Here is an 18,959-nt window from a genome sequence, read left to right on the forward strand (position 1 = left end):
GCCACCATGTCCCAATACCTTGCTCCACAAGCCGCTTCCGGAAACACGGCAGTCGATCACCGCTATGCGAGTGCCGTAAGCCACGAAGGACCACAGGCCCCGCAGGTCATGTCCTTGCGCGACATGCTGCGGTTGCTGGAGCGTCACAAGCTGCTGATCATCGTGATCGTCGGGCTGACGACGCTTGCCGTGGCCGCCCAGCAATTGCTCGCGCCAAGCCAGTATCGTTCGGTAGCGCAGGTGCAGGTCGAACTGGTTGACGAGGTGGGGACCAACCAGGCCGATGTGAATTCGCGCAACGAACAACGCGTGGCCAATGCGGTGCGCCTCTATCGTTCGCGTGCTTCAGCCGAACGGGTGATCGAAGACCTGTCGCTCCTCGAAGACGAGGCTTTCCTCGCCGAACTGGGCGATGTCCCCGAAAGCCAGAACGCCCTCATGCAGGCTGCGACCAACCGGCTCCTGGCGATCATGTCGGTATCCAGCGAGCCGGGTTCCGACCTCATCCAGGTCGCCGCGACAACCCGTTCTCCCGCGCTCTCTGCCCGCATTGCCAACCAGTATCCGGAATCGGTTCGTGACGTGCGCAATTCGCACAGCAACCAGCGCCGCCAGGAGTTGCTCGCTTCGCTGAAGTCGGAACAGGCCAGCCGCGCGGAAGACGCAGAAACCGCGGCTCGCGAGCTTTCAGAATTCCGCGCTCGCACCGGTATGCTGGTCGGCGCCGGTAGCGAGGAAGATCTCCAACAGATCAACCGCATCGCAGTCGAGGCCGCATCGGCCAGTGCTGCCAGCAGCGGTTCCGCTTCGCGCAGTGCCGGTATTTCGAATGCCTCACGACTGCGCAGTACCGCACAGGCCACCTCCGCAGCGGTGCAGCAACTCGAACGCCAGCAGTCAGAGCTGATTGCCGAACAGGCTCGCCTCGGTGCCACTTACGGCCCCAATCATCCCGACGTACAGCGCGTCAATTCGCAGCTTTCATCGGTCAACAGTGCCCTGACCAGCGAGCAGGCCCGTGCCCGCGCGGCGGCAAACGAGGTCGCATCTGCCGATGCCGCCCGCATGACGGCCCTTGCGCGGAGCGATGCCGCGATGGACGCCGCCCGCGCATCGCGTCTCCAGGGTACGCTCGCCTCGATGACGGCCAAGGCCTACCAGAACAATTCGAACATGGCCGAACTGTCGCAATTGCAGCGTGCCAGCGTGCTGGCCGATACTGCCTATGCCAAGATCGCGGATCGCATCGAACAGATCGAAGCGCAGATGCAGCTACAAGGCGTGAATACCCTCGTCGTGTCGCCGGCTGTCCCCGATTTCGATCGCATTTCGCCTGAGCCGCTGAAGATGGTGCTGCTGGCACTGCTGGGTTCGGGCGTCATCGCTGTCCTGATTGCCTTCGCCCGCGACCTGATCGACGACCGGCTGCGTACCGCTGCGCAAATCCGCAGATTCGTGAACGTACCGACGCTCGGCATGCTGCCGACTATCCAGAGCGGCGTCTCCGACAAGATCGACGAGAACCTCGTTTTGCGTAATCCGCAGTCGCTTTATGGCGAAGCGGCAAGGTCAGCCTATGCCGAGTTGAAGGCACTCTCGCCCAATTCGGGCTCTCAGTCGGTCCTCATCACCTCGCCCCTGCCCGGCGATGGCAAATCCACCGTCTCGCTCACCATGGCAGCAGCTGCGGTCAGCATGGGTCAGACGGCAGTGGTGGTCGACCTCGACCTTCGGCGCCACGGCCTGTTGCAGACGCTGCAGAACGAGCTTGATACGCCAGATATCGTCGACGTGATCACCGGCCGCGCAGACCTCGATGCGCTGCTCTCCAATCCGTCGCCCGACATGATCGAATGGCATCGCAAGGGCGACCAGAGCGAGGAAGAGAAGCCCCGGATCGTCCTGCTCAGCGCAAACCGTCCCGTAAGCGACCCCGCTTCGATCCTCACCAGCTATCGCCTGACCATGCTGATCGAGAAGCTGAGCCAGCTGTTCGACAAGGTAATCATCAATGCGCCCGCGGCGCTCGCCGTCCGCGATGCGCGCGCCATGTGCGACTACACGGACAACACCGTCGTCGTTGCGCACTGGGGCCAGACCACGGTCGACCAGATGAAGGCGACGCTCGAGCTCTTGGGCGACCAGGTCAACGGCGTGGTCTACAATCACGTAGATTATGCCGAACACGCCCGCCGCAAGTACGGGGACTCGGTCCAGTTCTACATGGAAGCCTCGGAATATTACGTCGACGACGTACCCGAGAAGATCAGCTTCCTCGACCAGGTCCGCAGGCTCTTCAGGCGCAGCCCGCGCGCAGCCTGACAGGCTGGCCGGATGCAGCGCCTATTCGCCATCATCCTGCTGGTGGGCCTGGCCCCGCTGCTGGCGCTTTTGTGGCTACTGACCCGGATGAGCCAAGGCTCTCCCGTCCTCTTCAGGCAGCAGCGCTCGGGGCTCGGTGGGAAGCCTTTCGACATCGCGAAATTCCGCTCGATGACCGACAAGCGCGATGCCAGTGGCGCATTGCTGCCCGACGACGAGCGCGTAACCGCCTGGGGCAGGTTCCTGCGTCGCTCGCGTCTGGATGAATTGCCGGGGCTCTGGTCGATTGCGCGTGGCGACATGGCGTTCGTCGGCCCACGACCGCTGCTTCCCGAGACCATCGCCTCCTTGGGAGAGCGGGGAAGAGAACGGGGCAAGGTCCGGCCCGGCCTCACGGGCTGGGCGCAGGTAAACGGCAACACCTTGCTGAGCCTCGACGAAAAGGTCGCGCTCGATCTCGACTACGTAAGCAACCCGAGCCTTGGCAGGGATCTGGTCATCCTCATGCGGACATTCTGGGTGATGATCGGGGGCGAACGCCGCACTTCGGTCGCAGGCGGGGCCAAGCCCGACCTTTCGCAGCATCGCTGAACTCTCAGGCCGGCTTCAGTCCCTTCAAATCCGTCAGCGAAAGCCGCGGCGCGTGTTCGTCGCTTGGCGGGGGCTTGTTGTGGATGCGTCCGGGGCGGAAGAGCTGGATCGTCAGCCAACCCATCTGGTTGGGCGCAAGGAAATCCTTGGTCGCATTGTCGGCAATATAGACATGCTCTTCGGGAGAATGGCCGCTACGTTCCTGGATCTCGGCGAAAGCGCGCGGATGCGGCTTGCCGAAATCGCCCTCCCACTGACCCGTCAGGATGCAGTGATCGAACCTGTCCTTCAGCCCAAGAACCTCGAGCTTCCTCGCCTGCATGTCAGCCGGACCATCGCTGATCAGACCAATGCGCCTCTCGGAAAACCTCTCGAGGAAACCGGCCACATCGTCGCACAATGCGATCTCGGGATCATGCCCGCGATAGATGCGCACGAGCTCGGGAATATCGCGATCTTCCGGCGCGATACCGCAATAGTCCAGCGCCCTGTCGAAGATGTCGCCGCGATGGCCGATGGCAAGCAGCTCGTAGCAGACGGTCGCAAAGCGCTCGCTATCCAGGAGGTGCGATAGCGAGCGCCCGACCGCAGCGTAGCCGCTGCGAGCAAAGTCGCGCTCAAGATAGAGCGTGTCGTCGAGATCGAGCACCACCGTCCGTGCAGTCAGCTCGATCACACGAATACCGCCCCGTCGTAGCGCAGCATTGTGGCGCCATCTTGCCAGACGTCGCTGGCGCATTCCGGGCGGCCACTTGCAAGAGCCAGGACGCTTTCGGCAAATCGTCCGCCCGCATGGTCCGCCAGGGGATACCCCCCGCCGAAACGGGCATTGATTTCGAAGACGCGCATGCCGAGCCGGGCATCGTCGATCAGCTGGAAACAGGACACGCCCCTCAGTCCCGGCAGCGCCTGCACGATGCCCGCTGCGATCTTTTCGATATCGGGGCATTTCGCGGTCCGCCCCTTCTCGACCTCGCCCGCCCGGACCGACAGGCGGATATGGGGAATTACGCAGGCTAGCCGCCCGTCGGCGTCGACGTAGATATTGACCGTGTATTCCTCGCCATCGAGCAGGTCCTGAAGGATCATCGGTTCGTCATAATGCGGCAGCAGTTCTTCGGGTGAAGCAATCTCCCCGATGCCCCGGCTGGCGCTTCCGCCCGATGGCTTGATGAAGGACGGCCAGTGCCAGGAATCCGGATCGGCGCGCACCTCGTCGGCGGTGGCAGTCTTCGGGACAGGCACACCGGCGTCCGCCAGCCGCGTGGCTGTCATTGCCTTGTCGCGCACGATTTCGATCGTCTCGGGAGAGCTCACATGGACCATGGTCCCGATCGCGGCGAAACGGTCCTTGGCCAATGCCAACGGCTGGAGTTCCGGGTCGATTGTCGGGACGAGGAGCCTGATCCCGTGCTCTTCGCAGTACTCGAGCAATCGTTCGACATATCCATCGTCGGTGCAGCGCGGCACGGCAAAGCGTGCATCGGCATCGCGGCAGGCTGCGCTCAAATCCGGTTCGAGATCGCAGGCATGCACTTCGAGCTCGAGGCCGAGTTTTACTGCCGCTGCTCGAAAGCAGCGGGTCAATTCGACCCTGCGCCCTGCCGAGGTAAAAAGGATGGGGAAGCGTTCAGCGCTCATCCTTCCGCCATCGCCTCCCGCCGCATGGATCCGGCCGGTGCGCCAACACCTTTGCGGCGAGCAAAATGGTCGAGCAGTTCGTCCCACTGCGGAAAGATCTTCTCCGGCGCGAAGGCCCGGGCCGCTTCGCGGGCGGCCTCGCCCAGCTGGTGGCGTTGCTCGGGGTCCCTGACCAGCCGCTCCATCGCGGCGGCCAATTGTCCGACCTGCTCTGTCGGCACCAGCAATCCGCTCGCCTGGTTATGCAGCATCTCTTCCGGCCCGAAATCGCATTGCGTGGCAACTACCGGAAGGCCTGCCGCCATGGCCTCGCCAAGGACGTTGGGAAACCCTTCGTAGCGGGACGAAAGCACAAAAATCTCGGTTTCCGAGAGCCACGCACCCGGGACTTCGCTCGTCCCGCGCAGGGTCACGCTATCCTTGAGTCCGCGCTGGACGATCAGGGACTGGAGGTTCTCCCGCTCGTCTCCGCTCCCCCATATGTCGAGGTGCCAATCCGGGTGTCGCGGAGCGATCCGGGCAAAGGCCTTCACGAGAAGATCGAAACCTTTCTGGCGATCGAGCCTGCCGACGCCAGCAATCCTTCGCGCATCCCGTCCCGCCTCGAATGCCGGTGGTGTGACCGGATTGTTGATCACGACCAGTCGATCGCGCAAGCCGACCGGGAAACACCGCTTCACTCCCCTTGTCTGGCAAACGATTGCATCGGCGCGGCGGTAGGCGCGGCGAAGCAAGCGGTTCCACAACGGATGCGCGCCCTGTACTTCGGGATTGTTACGTTCGCAGGCGACCCAGCCATGCTGCATCCCTGCACCTGCCAGCCCGGCGATCAAATTGTTCTTGGTGAGGAACGACAGCAGCACGTCGGGCTGCAACTGCATAAGGGTCTTCCTGAGGCGCCAGATCTTGCGCAGGACGGACGTGACACCGCCGCCACTACAGTCGAGCCGAACGAGTTCCACGCCTGCGGGAAGCGAGTGATAGACAGGGTCATCCGGCGCATCGAAACTGATCACGGTCACCCTGCGTCCCGACGCATGCCAATGGTCGCATAGCTGGCCGATAACGCGCTCGGCGCCCCCTGCGCCAAGAGCAGTGATCAAGATTGCAATATGCTGCGCCACGCCTGAAGTCTTCGCTCTCCGTCGCTCGGGAGCCCATGAATTAGCACAGATGATGGAGCGGTTTAGATGGGCAAACGGTCTAACCCCTTATGCCCTGAGCCTATTCGCGCACCCCCGGCGGACAAGCATCTTGCAGTACTAAAGGGGTAGCTCGTCTTTCCGCTCGTCAGGGCGTGCGCATGGGACCATTCTGCCCGGCGATGCACAGACCGGTCGAAACAGGGACGATGGCAACCCAGGAGCCACTCGAAGGCAGCAACGGCAGGCTGCGCCTCGCCGGATTTGCCGTACTGGGCCTCGTTCTCGCTGGACTTGCGGGCCGTATCCTCTCCTTCCCGCTGAACCGCGACGAGAACCTGTTCGTGACGGTCGCCGCCAAGATCGGCACTGGCGATATCTATCGCGACCTTGGCTACAATCACCTGCCGAACATGCCCTATCTGCTCGGGCTGGTTTACGAGGTGGTCGGAACCTCGAACCCGCTCCTCACCGCGCGTGTGCTGCTGGTCGGCTTCTGGCTCTTGGCGATCGCGTCAATCTGGAAGCTTTCGCGGCAACTGTCCTCCGGAAGCACGCCATTTCTTGCCGCTTCACTGGTCCTAGTTTGCAACACGATGCTGCTGACGGGTGCTGGCACGCTAGCGACCAACAATTTCATCTCGGTGGCCCTGGTCTTCCCGGCGTTTGCCCTCTTGGTTTCCGGGATCGAGCGGGACAGCCTCTCGCCAACACGCCTGCTCTTCGCAGGGCTGATCGCTTCGCTCGCCATCGGGTTCAAGGCGAATTACGTTTTCATTGCTCCCTTCTTCGCGCTGGCAATCCTGATCGCGCCGAACGCCAATTCCCTGAAGGAAAGACTGATCCGCGGCCTGTTGCCGCTGGCAGCCGGGGGGATCATCGGAGGCTTGCCCACCCTCGCGCATATGCTGTCCGATCCGGATGCATTTTTCGCGCATACTCTCAGTTATTTCATGGAGTTGCACCCGGCTTACTGGGCCGATGCAAACCTGCCGAAAGCCGTCGGCATCAAGGACAAGATCCTGCTCGCCGAGCGGATGTGGCTGGGCAATACGAGCCTGCTTGCTCTCGTAATCGTCGGCACCATGACTGCTCTGGTCACCGCCACGAAGGGCGTCCGCGCATTGACCGACTGGAAAGTGATCGTGGTAGCCGGGATGGCGCTTTGCGGTTTCGTGGTGTCCTTCGTCCCGACCCCGTCATTCGATCACTATTACGTCCCCCCGCTGCCCTTCCTCGTCCTGCTGATCCTCATTCTCGCGGGAAAACTCGCAGGCGAACATCGCAAGGCTGTGACGATGCTCATGGCGAGCGCAGCGGTTCTGTGCGTTCTCAACGCCACGCCAAGGCTCGCAGGCGGGCTTGCCAGCTTTGCCTCCACCGGCTCGTGGGAAACGCTGCGCCTCGCGCGCGATGTCCAGAGTGCAGGAGCCACCGCAGGGCTGGAGCAAGGCGACAGGATCGCAACGCTATCACCCGTGCTCGCGCTGGAAGGGGGCTACTCGATCTATCCGGAGTTCGCGGCGGGCCAGTTCGTCTACCGGGTGGCGCCCTACATGACGGATGAGGATCGCGAGCTCTACCGCACCACCTCGCCTGCCGAGCTGGCCCGCTTCCTCGATGCACAGCAGCCCAAGGCAATTCTGGTCAACCGGGAAGAGGAAATGGAGGCCGATCTCGCCGAATATGCCCGCCTGAACGGCTACCAGCGGTTCGGTGGCCCGGATTCCGGCAATTCCTTCGATCTCTACGTCGCCGGACGCTGACCCTTTCGTATGGTGCTAGCCCCTTGGGAGGGGCGCTGGCTAAACCTGCCTAACCCCGATGCCCATTTCGGCAAAACCCGCGGTTTCCGTAGACTTCAACCACGGCGGGGGCCTTCTAGCGGCTCCCGCCACCGTTGAAGGCGAAAGGAAGCTGAGATGAAGGTGGTTCTGCTGGCAGGGGGGCTCGGATCCCGACTTGCGGAAGAGACCGTCCGTATTCCCAAGCCCATGGTCGAGGTCGCCGGTCGCCCCATCATGCTGCACGTGATGGATATCTACGACCATTTCGGTTTCAGCGATTTCATCATCGCCTGCGGGTACAAGGCGATCTCCATCAAGAGTTTCTTCCAGGACCTGCACCTGATGACCAACGACTTCACGGTCGGCATCGGGAACGGCAAGATGGATCTCAAGCCCACGTCCAAGGTCGACTGGAAGGTTTCAGTCGTCGACACCGGCCTCTCCACCATGACCGGCGGTCGCCTGCGGCGCCTGCGCGACTGGATCGACGACGAGCCCTTCATGGTCACCTACTCCGACGGGGTGGGCAATATCGATATCGGCAAGCTGGTCGAGTTCCACAAATCGCACGGCAAGCTGGCCACGGTCACCGCCGTCCAACCGCCTGCACGCTTCGGCAACCTCGAGCTCGCTGGCGACCAGGTCTCCGAGTTTACCGAGAAGGTGCGCAAGCACGAAACCTGGATCAACGGCGGCTTCTTCGTCTTCGAGCCGGGCGTGCTCGATTACCTGACCGGTGACGACGAACCCCTCGAACAGGCACCGTTGACCAAGATCGCCCGCGACGGCGAGCTGATGGCCTACAAGCACAAGGGCTTCTGGCACCCGATGGACACCGTCCGCGACCGCGACACGCTCAACAAATACGCCGCGAGCGACAATCCGCCCTGGCTCGATTTCGAAAACGGCAAGCCAGTCCTTTCCACCGATTCCCAGGTGCAGCTGGTCAATGCCTGACATACCCCCCGTCCCGATGGAGGCGTTGGCCAGCTGCTTTTCCGGCAAACGCGTGCTCGTTACCGGGCACACGGGCTTCAAGGGTTGCTGGCTGTCGCTGTGGCTCGAGCGGATGGGCGCTGAGGTCATCGGCGTTGCCCTCGAACCGCCGCCGGGTCCGTCCATGTTCGAAAGCGTCGGTCTTGCCGAATTGATCGACCACCGGATCGGCGATGTCCGTTCTGCCGCAGATTTCGAGCGCGCGACCGAAGGCGTAGATGCCGATCTCGTCCTGCATCTTGCCGCGCAATCGCTGGTCCGCCCTTCCTATGACGATCCGGTCGACACCTTCGCCACCAATGTGACCGGCACCGCCGTGGTCCTCGACCGCGCACGCCGGATGCCGTCGCTCAAGGGTATCGTCGTCGTCACCAGCGACAAGTGCTACGAAAACCACGAGTGGGAATGGCCCTATCGCGAGACCGACCAACTGGGTGGCAGCGATCCCTACAGCGCGTCGAAGGGCTGCACCGAACTGGTCGCCAGCTCATTCCGCCGCTCCTATTTCTCGCAAGCGGGCAGCCCGCACCTCGCAACGGTCAGGGCCGGCAACGTCATCGGCGGCGGCGATTGGGCCGTCGACCGGCTGATCCCGGACATTATACGCGCCACTCTGGCCGGAACCGCAGTCACCATTCGCAATCCGGCAAGCGTGCGGCCGTGGCAGCACGTGCTCGAACCGCTTTCCGGGTACCTCGAACTCGCAGCCAAGCTGATTTCGGAGGACGGTGCCCGTTTCGCCGAAGCATGGAATTTCGGACCGCCCCCTGCGGCATTCCAGGAAGTCGAACCGATCGCGCGCAAGCTTCAGGCCGAGTGGGGCCCGGGCGCGGCACAGATCGCATTCGGCAAGCGCAGCGGCGAACCCCACGAAGCCCGCATGCTCACACTGGACAGCAGCAAGGCGATGCAGCGGCTTGGCTGGGCCTCGCGCCTCTCCACCGACGAAGCGATCGCCATGATCGCCCAGTGGTACCGTGCCTATGCCGATGGGGACGTCGACATGCGCGCCCTCACCCTTGCCCAGATCGACCGCTTTTGCGGCACAGAGTCAACTATCAACCAGCCTGAAGGGAAACGCCCGGTATGCGCGTGAATTACGGACAAACCGTCCACGGCGAAGAGGAAATCGCAGCCGTCGTCGAAGTGCTGCGCACCTCAACGCAGATGGGCCCCAAAGTGCGCGAAATGCAGGAGCGCGTCTCCAAGCTTTTCGCCAAGCAGCATGGCATCATGGTCAATTCCGGCTCCTCCGCCAATTACCTGGCGATGGAGCTGCTCGATTTGGAAGAGGGGAGCGAGGTCATCACGCCAGCTCTTACCTTTGCCACCACGGTGGCGCCGATCGTGCGGGGCAGGCTGGTCCCCGCCTTCGTCGACGCCGCCGTGGGAACCTACAACATCGACGTCGACAAGATCGAGGAGATGATCGGCCCGAAAACGAAGGCGATGATGATCCCCTCGCTCATCGGCAACCTTCCCGACTGGGATCGCATCCGCGAGCTGGCGGATGCCCACAACCTGAAGGTCATCGAGGACAGCGCCGACACGCTGGGTGCTACCTTGCGCGGCACGAGCACAGGCACGCGCTCTGATATCAGCACCACCAGCTTCTACGGCTCGCATGTCATCAATGCTGCCGGTAACGGGGGGATGCTCTGCGTCACCGACGAGGAACTCGCACGCAAGGCGCTGCTGCTGCGTTCCTGGGGGCGGACTTCGTCGCTCTATCAGGACAGCGAGAGTATCGAGAAGCGCTTCAACGTCGACGTAGACGGGATCAGCTATGACGCGAAATTCCTGTTCGACGAGCTCGGCTACAACGTGGAGCCATCCGAAATGGGCGCTGCCTTCGGACTCGTCCAGCTGGGCAAGCTGGAAGGCAATATCGCTGCCCGCGAATACAATTTCGACCGCCAGATGGACTTCTTCCGCCAGTACGAGGAATGGTTCGTCCTGCCGCGCCAGATGCCGGAATCGCGTACTGGCTGGCTCTCCTTCCCGCTTACCATCCGCCCCGAGGCCCCCTTCGAGCGTCGCGAACTCCAGATCTGGTTTGAGGAACGGGACGTGCAAACACGCCCGGTCTTCACCGGCAATATCCTGCGCCAGCCGGCCATGCAGAACGTGGAATCACGCACGTCTGCCGATGGCTATGCAGTGTCCGATGCCGTGATGCGCGGAGGCATCCTGCTCGCCTGCCACCACGGGCTGAACGATGCGCAGATCGACTACATGCACGAGACATTCGAAGCATTCGCCAAGTCTCGTCTTTTTTCACCTGTCAGCGAGGCCGCCCATGCTTGATCCCCAGTCCACAGACCGCCTTGCCAAATCCACCATGGACACCTGCCGCGCTTGCGGGGCCAAGGACCCCTACCTGTTCCTGAGCTATGGCGAGCACTCGCCGGGCCAGATGCTTATCCGTCCCGAGGATATGGACAAGGCGCAGCCGGCCTTCCCGCTCAACGCCCATGCCTGTCTGGAATGCGGTCTCATCGCCGTGGCCGACCAGATCCCCGACGGTTTCTTCTCGCACTATCTCTATGTGCCTTCGGGTGCGGCAACGATGCATTCGCATTTCGACAGCTTTGCCGACGTGATCGCCGAGCGTGCCGACGGCGGACTGGTCGTCGATATCGGCAGCAACGATGGCCTGCTGCTGGCTGCCTGCAATGCGCGCGGCTGCAAGACCTTGGGTTTCGACCCGGCAGAAAACATCGCCGAAATCGCCGCCGAGCGCGGTGTCGAAACGCATATCGCCTATTTCCACCCGCAATCCGCAACCGAGGTTCGCGACGCGCGCGGCAAGGCGAAGGTCATCACGACCACCAACACCTTCAACCACATCGGCGATCTCGACAATTTCATGGAAGCTGTCTGCATCCTGCTTGAGGACGACGGAACCTTCATCATCGAGGTCCCCTGGGCCAAGGAGATGCTCGAGAAGGCCGAGTTCGACAACATGTACCACGAGCATGTGTCCGAATTCAGCGTGCTCTCGATGGTGAAGCTCGCCGAGAAGTTCGATCTCGAGGTGAGCGATGTCACCTATCTCGACGGGATCCACGGCGGCTCTTTCCGCACCTTCATGACCCGCAAGAGCGCGGGCTTCCCGATCGGACCGAACGTCGCCGCCATGCTCGCGGACGAAAAGGCTGTCGGCATGCTCGACCAGGCGACTTACGACAGGCGTACCCAGCAATTCGACGAGATCGGACGCGAATTGCGCGAAATGATCGATGCGCTGAAGGCCGAAGGCAAGACCATCGCAGGCTACGGCGCATCGGCCCGGGGCAGCACCACCATCACCTATTACGGTATCGGCGCTGACGATCTTGCTTTCCTGGCAGACAAGAACCCGCTCAAGCACGGGCTTTATTCCCCGAACACACGCATCCCGATCAAGCCGGTCGAAGCGATCGAGGAAGAGAAGCCCGACGTGCTGTTCATGCTCGCGTGGAATTTCTTCGATGAAATCTATGCCCAGCAGGAGGCATTCCGCGAGCGCGGCGGCCAGTTCATCGTTCCCTATCCGAAACCCCGCCTGGTTTCCTGACCACAAGGGAGACGAGCGCCATGGACGGGAAGAACTGCCTTGTGACAGGCGCCGCGGGCTTCATCGGCTCGCACCTTTGCCGTCGGCTGCTAGATGAAGGAGCGCGGGTGCATGCATTGGTCCGGCCGGGAACAGGGCTGGAGCGGATTGCGGGCATTGCAGACAGGCTGGTCATCCACCGGGCCGACCTCGCGGATCGTGACGCTCTAGCTGCATGCCTCGCACAGGCCGAGCCGCACGTCGTCTACCACCTCGCCACCCCGACCCGGTTTGCCAGCGATGACCCCGTCGCCAATGCAGCTGCATCGGTGGAAAGGATCGTCCAGCCGCTCATCACGCTCGTCGAGGCACTTGCCGACCTGCCACGTCCGCCGGAAAACTTCGTACGGACGGGGACGATCGCGGAATACGGCAACGTGGCCCTCCCTTACCGCGAAGAGCAGCGAGAAGCACCGGTTACGCCATACGGCACGGCCATGCTTGCGGGCACACATTTCCTCGCGCTCCTGCAGGATGACCTCCCCTTCCCGAGCGTGACCGCACGCCTCGCCCTGACATATGGCGAGGGGCAGTCTTCCGACTTTTTCGTGCCTGCCCTTTTCGAGGCCTGCCAGACTGGCCGTTCGGTCAGGCTTCAGCGCCCCGATGACCGGCGCGACCTGATCCATATCGACGATGTCATCGATGCCCTGCTGATCATGGGACAATCGCCGCTTCCCGGTGCCCGCCACGTCAATGTCAGCACGGGTCAGGCACCGACGATGCGGCAGGTTGCCTCGCGCATTCTCGAGGTCATGGGACGCAATGACGATCTAATCGAAGTTGCCGACACCTCATCTTCGCAAAAGCCAAGCGTCCTGCTCTCCGATGCAGCACTCGCCGGCCAGATCTACGGTTGGAGGTCGAAGATCGGTATCGAACAGGGTCTGGAACTTCTCGCCGACGCCTTTCTCCAGGAGCACAAGCCATTGAGGCAGCACCATGCCTGAAACCGCGCGCACCCTCGTCTCCGTACTCGTCCCTGCCTTCAATGAAGAGGACAATGTCGAACGTGCCTACAAGGCCATCGTCAACACATTCGAGCGCCTGCCCGATTACGATTACGAGATCATCTTCACCGACAATCACTCGACGGATCGTACCTTCTCGATCCTCGAGGGGCTGGCGCGGCATGACTCTCGGCTGAAGGTCATCCGTTTCTCGCGCAATTTCGGGTACCAGCGCTCGCTCCTGTGCGGTTACAAGGCCGCGACCGGCGCGTGCTCGATACAGCTCGATTGCGACCTGCAGGACCCGCCTTCCCTCATTCCGGAAATGCTGAAGCTGTGGCGGATGGATCACCAGGTCGTCTACGGTATCCGCCGCTCGCTTCCCGACGGCTTCGTCGTCCGCCAGCTTCGCCGCGGCTTCTACCGCCTGATCTCCAAGATCAGCGACGACGATCTGCCGATCAACGTAGGCGAATACCGACTGTGCGACCGCCGCATCCTCGACGAACTGCGCAAGGTCGAGGACACGACCCCGTATTTGCGCGGGCTGATCAGCTCGATGGGCTTCTCGCAAATCGGCATCGAATACGACCGGGCCGACCGGGTGGCCGGGGAAAGCAAGTTTCCGTTCAAATCGATGGTCTCGCTTGCGGTCGACGGGCTGCTCAACCATTCGCTGCTACCGCTCCGTCTTGCGTCCTATGCCGGGATCATCGTCGGCCTGATCAGCATGATCGTGTCCTTCGTCTACATACTCGGGAGGGTCTTCTTCGGGCAGGCATGGCCGGCCGGTTTTGCAACCACCACCATCCTCCTGCTGATGTCGATCTCGATCAACGCGATCTTCATGGGGATATTGGGCGAATATATCGGCCGGCTGTTTATCCAGTCGCGCACGGATGCCGACCCGATCATCGAGACACGGCTCAATTTTCGCGAGCCGCCGCATCCCCCTCACCTGCGCGAAATACGAAACGGCGGCTGAGCAGGTAGAAGACCGCAGCGTAGCAGCACACGGCAGCAAGCTGCACGAACGGGCTTTCGATGAAACCGGCCATGCGACCCGCCGTCACGACCGCAAGGTTTGCTCCATAGGAAAGCGCGACTGCGACCACATAGCGCCCGATCTCGCCCGTCGAGATGCGACGCTGCACACGAAAGGTCAGCCTGCGGTGGAGTAACCATGAAACCGGCGTGCCCAACGCAAAGCCGATCGCGTTCGCAAGGTAATCGCCAGCACCCAGGAACAGGCCCGCAAGGATGAAGCCATAGCCGACCAGCGTGTTGAGCGCGCCTACGGCTAGGAACCGCGCAATCTCCGCAAGATCGTGCGGTACGGCGCGGTCAGGTGGGCCGTCGTCCACCCCCTAGCGCCCCACGGCAACATATTTCATGCCGAGCCGCTCCACTTCCGGACGGTGGTAGATATTGCGCAGGTCGACCAGCACGAGATCACGCAGCTGATCGCGGATGCGCGAAAGGTCGAGCGCGCGGAATTCGTCCCATTCGGTCACGATCACCACTGCATCCGCGTTATCGGCGGCCTCATAAGGCGAACGGCAATACTCCACATCGGTGAGAAGCTGCTTCGCCTGCTCTGTCCCTTGGGGATCGTAGGCGGAAACGCTAGCGCCTGCATCTTGCAGGGCCTGGATGATGGCGATTGCAGGACTGTCGCGCGTATCGTCGGTTTCAGGTTTGAAGGTCAGGCCGAGGATCGCGACCCTCTTGCCGCGCGCCTCATCGCCGATCGCATGGACGATGCGCCTTCCCATTGCGCGCTTGCGCTTGTCGTTGGAGGAAACGACCGATTCCACGATCAACTGGGGGACTTCGTAATCCTGCGCCGTCTTGAGCAAGGCGAGCGTGTCCTTGGGGAAGCAGCTTCCGCCGTAACCGGGCCCGGCATTGAGGAATTTCGGCCCGATGCGCTTGTCCAGCCCGATGGCATGGGCAACATTCTGGACGTCCGCACCGGTCTTCTCGCAGAGATCCGCGATCTCGTTGATGAAGGCGATCTTCGTGGCGAGGAAGGCGTTGCTGGCATATTTCGCCAGCTCCGCAGAGGCGCGGTTCATCTCCACGACCGGCGACTTGTTGAGGAACAGGGGCCTGTAGACCTCCCGCATGACCTCCAGTGCGCGCGGATCGTCGCTCCCGATCACGATCCTGTCGGGCCGCTTGAAATCCTCTATAGCCGCGCCTTCGCGCAAGAATTCTGGATTGGATACGACGGCAAAATCGGCATCCGGATTGGCATCACGGATGATCTCTTCCACCCGCTCTCCCGTGCCTACGGGCACTGTCGATTTCGTGACGACAACAGTGAAGCCGTCGATAGCCTTGCCGATCTCGCGCGCGGCCGCCTCGACATAGGTCAGGTCGGCGTGACCGTCCCCTCGCCTCGAAGGCGTTCCGACAGCGATGAAGACCACGTCGCTATTGGCTACAATGGAAGCGAGATCGGTGGTAAAGGAGAGCCTGCCGGCCGCGACGTTGCGTTCGATCAGGGCATCGAGCCCCGGCTCGAATATGGGCACCTTGCCTGCGCGCAAGGCCGCGGTCTTTGCTTCGTCATTGTCGACGCAAACCACATCGTGCCCGAAATCGGCAAAGCAAGCGCCGGATACCAATCCGACATAGCCCGAACCCACAACTCCGATCCGCATTTCCTACTGCCTCTCAAGTCCTTCGTCATGCAGATCATGCGAAAGCCCGGCGGCTCCTGCAATTGTCCTTAAGGCTAGGAAATATAGGGCAAATGGGCGTCCAAGTGCGGAGCTTGGACCAATGAAAAGAGGGCGCGGAAAACGGAACCAAATCCGTCTACCGCGCCCTTTTGTGATCGTTGATCGGAGCGATGTTTAGGCGTGCTGACCGATCGCCAATTCAGGCGCCTCGTCCTGCTCCGCAGGAGCGGCTTCCGCAGCGACCGTGGCACATGCCGCGTTCGCATCGACACCGTTATTGACGGCCCAGATGGCTGCCTGGGTACGATTCTGGACCATCAGCTTGCGCAGGATTGCCTTCACGTGGACCTTCACGGTTGCCTCGCTGATATCGAGACGATGCGCGATCACCTTGTTGGGATAGCCCATGATGAGGCACCGCAGCGTTTCGATTTCGCGCTCCGAGAGCAGCTTGACCAGATCTGCACCGCTCTTGCCGCTGGGTCCGGGCATGACGCTACGGTCCGCCAGATGATCGAGCAGTGCGCTCGGCAGGACCTTTTCGCCAAGGGTGACCAGTCGCAGAGACTCTACGAGCGATCGGCAGGCGATTTCCTTGACGATGTAGCCATCCACACCGGCGCGGAAGGAGTCGACCATCACCTCGTATTCGAACTCGTCGGTCAACAGGACGAGCCGCGAATTGGCATAAGCCTTGCGCAGCGCGTGGACTTCAGTCTTCACGTCCTGAGCAGCGCTTACGTCGATGACGATCAATTCGGATGTATCGACCGGCTCCATCTCGCCGGTCAGCATCGCTTCGCAGTTCTTGTAGGAGTGACCGACTACGAATTCTTCTTCATCAAGAATTCGACGCAATCCTTCACGCATAATAGAATTGGCGCAGACGAGCGCAACATTTACTTCAGATTTGTCCAACATATTCGAGTACTCCGACCAAGTAATTGGAAGTACGCGAACCCAGGGTTAGAATATTATTTTTTGTAAGAAATCGACATCGCGATGCGGTTGGAATCCCGTCCTAATACCCCAGCGATCTGCGATTTCGATACTTAAGATACGTGATTCCACGGGGACTACAAGCGCCAAAACCGCGGAAACCCGCGTTTCGCAGCAAGGGAAAGGCTCTCAGATCGTCGGTAAACCTTACACCTCCCTCGTAAGTTAACTGAAATGCAACGCAGATTCTGACGAACGGCATAGGCCGAAAGAGGTCAAACTTTTTTGCATTTGTTGGTCAAAAACGACATTCTGGGCCCGAAATAACGTTATCATTTCCAGCATATTAGATCTTGCTCAAAAAAGATTCTGCCATTTTGAGCGAATCGGGCCGGGCCAACCGAATGGTCGCCAACCTCCCCTTTCGAGACGCATTCGAAGATCGCGGCTTCGAACCTCGTGAACCGGGAATTGCATCAAATGATAACAACCATTGCACGCATTACTTGGGCCGAGCCGAAAGGAACACGTCCACGCGCAGGTACAAGCTCGAAATATGCGAGGCGGGGCAGTCTGACGCGACCACATGCGGCCCCGCAAGAAGAAGGCGTGATATTCCGAACTATCTGGAATGGTAGCGGAGGAGGGACTCGAACCCCCGACACGCGGATTATGATTCCGCTGCTCTAACCACCTGAGCTACTCCGCCCCGAAAGGCCGTGCGGCGGGCCTACAAGCCCGCTCGGCAGGCGGCGCATTTAGGGCGCGGTTGCGGTGCGGTCAACACTCAATTCCCGCGAAATGCGAAGCGACGCAGGAATTCCCAAGGGCCGCCGCGATAGGCGTATAGCGCCAGGCCCGGAAATGCGAATTCACGCGGCTCGATCAGTCCGGAAAGTCGGGCCTGCAGCGCCTTGGCTTCTTTAGAGGTGACCTTGTTCTGGATGGTCACGTGAAGCCGCGGCCGGTGCTGGTCCTGCTTGGTCAGCATTCCACGGAAGAACTCTGCAATCTCGTCCCTCAGTTCGAGCAACTGCGGGCTCGACAGCTTGATCGCAGTGCCACCACCGAGCGACATCAGGCCCTCGACCCGCCCGTCGATCGGCGGCACTTCACCTGCAAGGCGCGCAAGATAGCGGCGCAATTCATCCTCGCACTGGGCGGGTACCGCGTGGAAGAGTGTGACATGCGCCTCGAGATAATTGCGCTCGGGCGGGAAGTGCTCGGTACGAAAGTCGGTGTAGCGCCGATGCAGCTCGGGCGGGAGCTCCGCCGTCAGGATGAGGGGTGCGTCGCCCTCGCTCACATCTCGCCACGTTCGCGGCGCAGCGCGCGCCATTTGGCCGCATTGCGATTATGCTCTTCGAGCGTTTCGGAAAAGACGTGCCCACCCGTGCCGTCGGCAACGTAATAGAGTGCCTTCGTTTCAGCCGGATCGAGCACGGCCGCGATGCTTTCGCGCCCCGGATTGGTGATTGGGCCCGGCGGCAGTCCCGCAACCGCGCGGGTGTTGTAGGGATTGGTGCTCCTGAGCTCCGAGACGCGGATGCGTCGCCCGAGTGGCTTACCCTTGGTGATCGGGTAGATCGTCGTCGCGTCCGCGCCCAGCATCATCCCGATACGCACGCGATTGGACAGGGCGCCTGCGACCATCGGTCGCTCGTCGGCCTGCGCGGTTTCCTTCTCGACGATCGAGGCAAGGATCAGGGCTTCCTCAGGCGTCTTCACTACTGCCTTGTCGGTGCGCTTCTCCCACGCCTCGGCAAGATAGTCGTCCATCGCCTTTTGCATGCGCGCGATGACGGATGCGCGACTTTCGCCCCGTTCGAAATCATATGTGTCGGGAAGGATAGAGCCCTCCTCCGGCACTTCGATCTCGCCCGTGAGCAGCTCTTCGGCCATCAGCCGTTCGTAGACGAGGATCGAAGGGAGGCCTTCGGGGATCGTCACGAAGCGCCGGATGACATCCCCGTTCTGGAAAGCGTCCAGGATTTCCGATTGGGACATGCCCGCAGAGAGCATGAACTCGCCTGCCTGGATCGGGTCCGAACCGCCGAAGATCTTCGAGCGCAGCAGGAACCCGTCGGAAGAGGTGATGAGCCCTTCGTCCTCAAGTTTCTGCGCGACCGAAGTCAGCGAAGAACCGGCAGGAATGATGAAGGCTGTATCCTCTTCAACCGTCGCCGAACCCATGCGCGAGCCGGCGAACAGCGCAGCGCCTGCAAGTAGGATGACGGCAATCAGGCAACCAAGCTTCTTCACGTCGTAACTATGCCTCGGTCGAATTGAGCACGAACGCCCTA

17 protein-coding genes and 1 tRNA gene are annotated in these 18,959 nt (G+C 61.6%); 9 read left to right on the forward strand and 9 right to left on the reverse strand.

What is annotated here, in order from left to right:
- The first annotated feature begins 6 nt into the window (after nt 1-6).
- Nucleotides 7-2,322 carry a GumC family protein gene (locus tag K3165_RS03380; protein ID WP_221547418.1) on the forward strand — a complete coding sequence of 772 codons (2,316 nt, stop codon included), beginning with the start codon at nt 7-9 and terminating at the stop codon, nt 2,320-2,322.
- Between the two features lie 12 nt (nt 2,323-2,334).
- On the forward strand, nt 2,335-2,913 hold the full coding sequence (locus K3165_RS03385; protein ID WP_221547419.1) for a sugar transferase: 579 nt from the start codon (nt 2,335-2,337) through the stop codon (nt 2,911-2,913).
- A gap of 4 nt (nt 2,914-2,917) precedes the next feature.
- Here K3165_RS03385 and K3165_RS03390 read toward each other — a convergent pair whose 3' ends face one another.
- The 3 genes from K3165_RS03390 to K3165_RS03400 are packed head-to-tail and all read right to left on the reverse strand — an operon-like array spanning nt 2,918 to nt 5,657.
- On the reverse strand, nt 2,918-3,589 hold the full coding sequence (locus K3165_RS03390) for an HAD family hydrolase (RefSeq protein WP_221547420.1): 672 nt from the start codon (nt 3,587-3,589) through the stop codon (nt 2,918-2,920).
- Nucleotides 3,586-4,554 carry an ATP-grasp domain-containing protein gene (locus tag K3165_RS03395; RefSeq protein WP_221547421.1) on the reverse strand — a complete coding sequence of 323 codons (969 nt, stop codon included), beginning with the start codon at nt 4,552-4,554 and terminating at the stop codon, nt 3,586-3,588. Before K3165_RS03395 ends, K3165_RS03390 begins: the two co-directional genes overlap by 4 nt.
- Complete coding sequence (locus K3165_RS03400; RefSeq protein ID WP_221547422.1) at nt 4,551-5,657, reverse strand: glycosyltransferase family 4 protein; 1,107 nt, start codon at nt 5,655-5,657, stop codon at nt 4,551-4,553. Before K3165_RS03400 ends, K3165_RS03395 begins: the two co-directional genes overlap by 4 nt.
- Nucleotides 5,658-5,905: 248 nt before the next feature.
- Between K3165_RS03400 and K3165_RS03405 the strand changes: the two genes are divergently transcribed.
- From K3165_RS03405 to K3165_RS03435, 7 genes are all read left to right on the forward strand, one after another.
- Complete coding sequence (locus tag K3165_RS03405; RefSeq protein ID WP_221547423.1) at nt 5,906-7,462, forward strand: glycosyltransferase family protein; 1,557 nt, start codon at nt 5,906-5,908, stop codon at nt 7,460-7,462.
- 156 nt (nt 7,463-7,618) lie between these two features.
- Nucleotides 7,619-8,440, forward strand: coding sequence for a glucose-1-phosphate cytidylyltransferase (rfbF, locus tag K3165_RS03410; protein WP_221547424.1), 822 nt, complete (start codon nt 7,619-7,621; stop codon nt 8,438-8,440).
- Entirely contained in the window at nt 8,433-9,575 is a 1,143-nt protein-coding gene (gene rfbG, locus K3165_RS03415; protein ID WP_221547425.1) for a CDP-glucose 4,6-dehydratase, read from the forward strand. Before rfbF ends, rfbG begins: the two co-directional genes overlap by 8 nt.
- Complete coding sequence (locus tag K3165_RS03420; protein ID WP_221547426.1) at nt 9,566-10,786, forward strand: DegT/DnrJ/EryC1/StrS family aminotransferase; 1,221 nt, start codon at nt 9,566-9,568, stop codon at nt 10,784-10,786. Before rfbG ends, K3165_RS03420 begins: the two co-directional genes overlap by 10 nt.
- 34 nt (nt 10,787-10,820) lie before the next feature.
- Nucleotides 10,821-12,038, forward strand: a complete 1,218-nt coding sequence (locus K3165_RS03425) for a class I SAM-dependent methyltransferase (RefSeq protein WP_221547427.1) — start codon at nt 10,821-10,823, stop codon at nt 12,036-12,038.
- A 20-nt stretch (nt 12,039-12,058) separates the two neighbouring features.
- Nucleotides 12,059-13,027: an NAD-dependent epimerase/dehydratase family protein gene (locus K3165_RS03430; protein WP_221547428.1), complete on the forward strand. Its 969-nt coding sequence runs from the start codon at nt 12,059-12,061 to the stop codon at nt 13,025-13,027.
- Nucleotides 13,020-14,012 carry a glycosyltransferase family 2 protein gene (locus K3165_RS03435; RefSeq protein WP_221547429.1) on the forward strand — a complete coding sequence of 331 codons (993 nt, stop codon included), beginning with the start codon at nt 13,020-13,022 and terminating at the stop codon, nt 14,010-14,012. The genes K3165_RS03430 and K3165_RS03435 overlap by 8 nt, the downstream gene beginning before the upstream one ends.
- Here the strand turns inward: K3165_RS03435 and K3165_RS03440 are convergent.
- The 6 genes from K3165_RS03440 to mltG form a co-directional block, all read right to left on the reverse strand.
- A complete protein-coding gene (locus tag K3165_RS03440) occupies nt 13,954-14,391 on the reverse strand; it encodes a GtrA family protein (protein WP_221547430.1) in 438 nt (145 codons plus the stop codon). The genes K3165_RS03435 and K3165_RS03440 overlap by 59 nt on opposite strands.
- 3 nt (nt 14,392-14,394) lie before the next feature.
- Nucleotides 14,395-15,696 carry a UDP-glucose dehydrogenase family protein gene (locus K3165_RS03445; protein WP_221547431.1) on the reverse strand — a complete coding sequence of 434 codons (1,302 nt, stop codon included), beginning with the start codon at nt 15,694-15,696 and terminating at the stop codon, nt 14,395-14,397.
- 195 nt (nt 15,697-15,891) lie between these two features.
- Nucleotides 15,892-16,575, reverse strand: coding sequence for a LuxR C-terminal-related transcriptional regulator (locus tag K3165_RS03450; protein ID WP_221547432.1), 684 nt, complete (start codon nt 16,573-16,575; stop codon nt 15,892-15,894).
- A 713-nt stretch (nt 16,576-17,288) separates the two neighbouring features.
- Nucleotides 17,289-17,365, reverse strand: a tRNA-Met gene (locus K3165_RS03455).
- A 78-nt stretch (nt 17,366-17,443) separates the two neighbouring features.
- Entirely contained in the window at nt 17,444-17,962 is a 519-nt protein-coding gene (locus K3165_RS03460; protein ID WP_345720363.1) for a 2'-5' RNA ligase family protein, read from the reverse strand.
- Nucleotides 17,959-18,918: an endolytic transglycosylase MltG gene (mltG, locus tag K3165_RS03465; protein ID WP_221547434.1), complete on the reverse strand. Its 960-nt coding sequence runs from the start codon at nt 18,916-18,918 to the stop codon at nt 17,959-17,961. Before mltG ends, K3165_RS03460 begins: the two co-directional genes overlap by 4 nt.
- Between the last annotated feature and the right edge of the window lie 41 nt (nt 18,919-18,959).

It is taken from the genome of Qipengyuania xiamenensis, from assembly GCF_019711495.1.
GTDB lineage: Bacteria > Pseudomonadota > Alphaproteobacteria > Sphingomonadales > Sphingomonadaceae > Qipengyuania > Qipengyuania xiamenensis.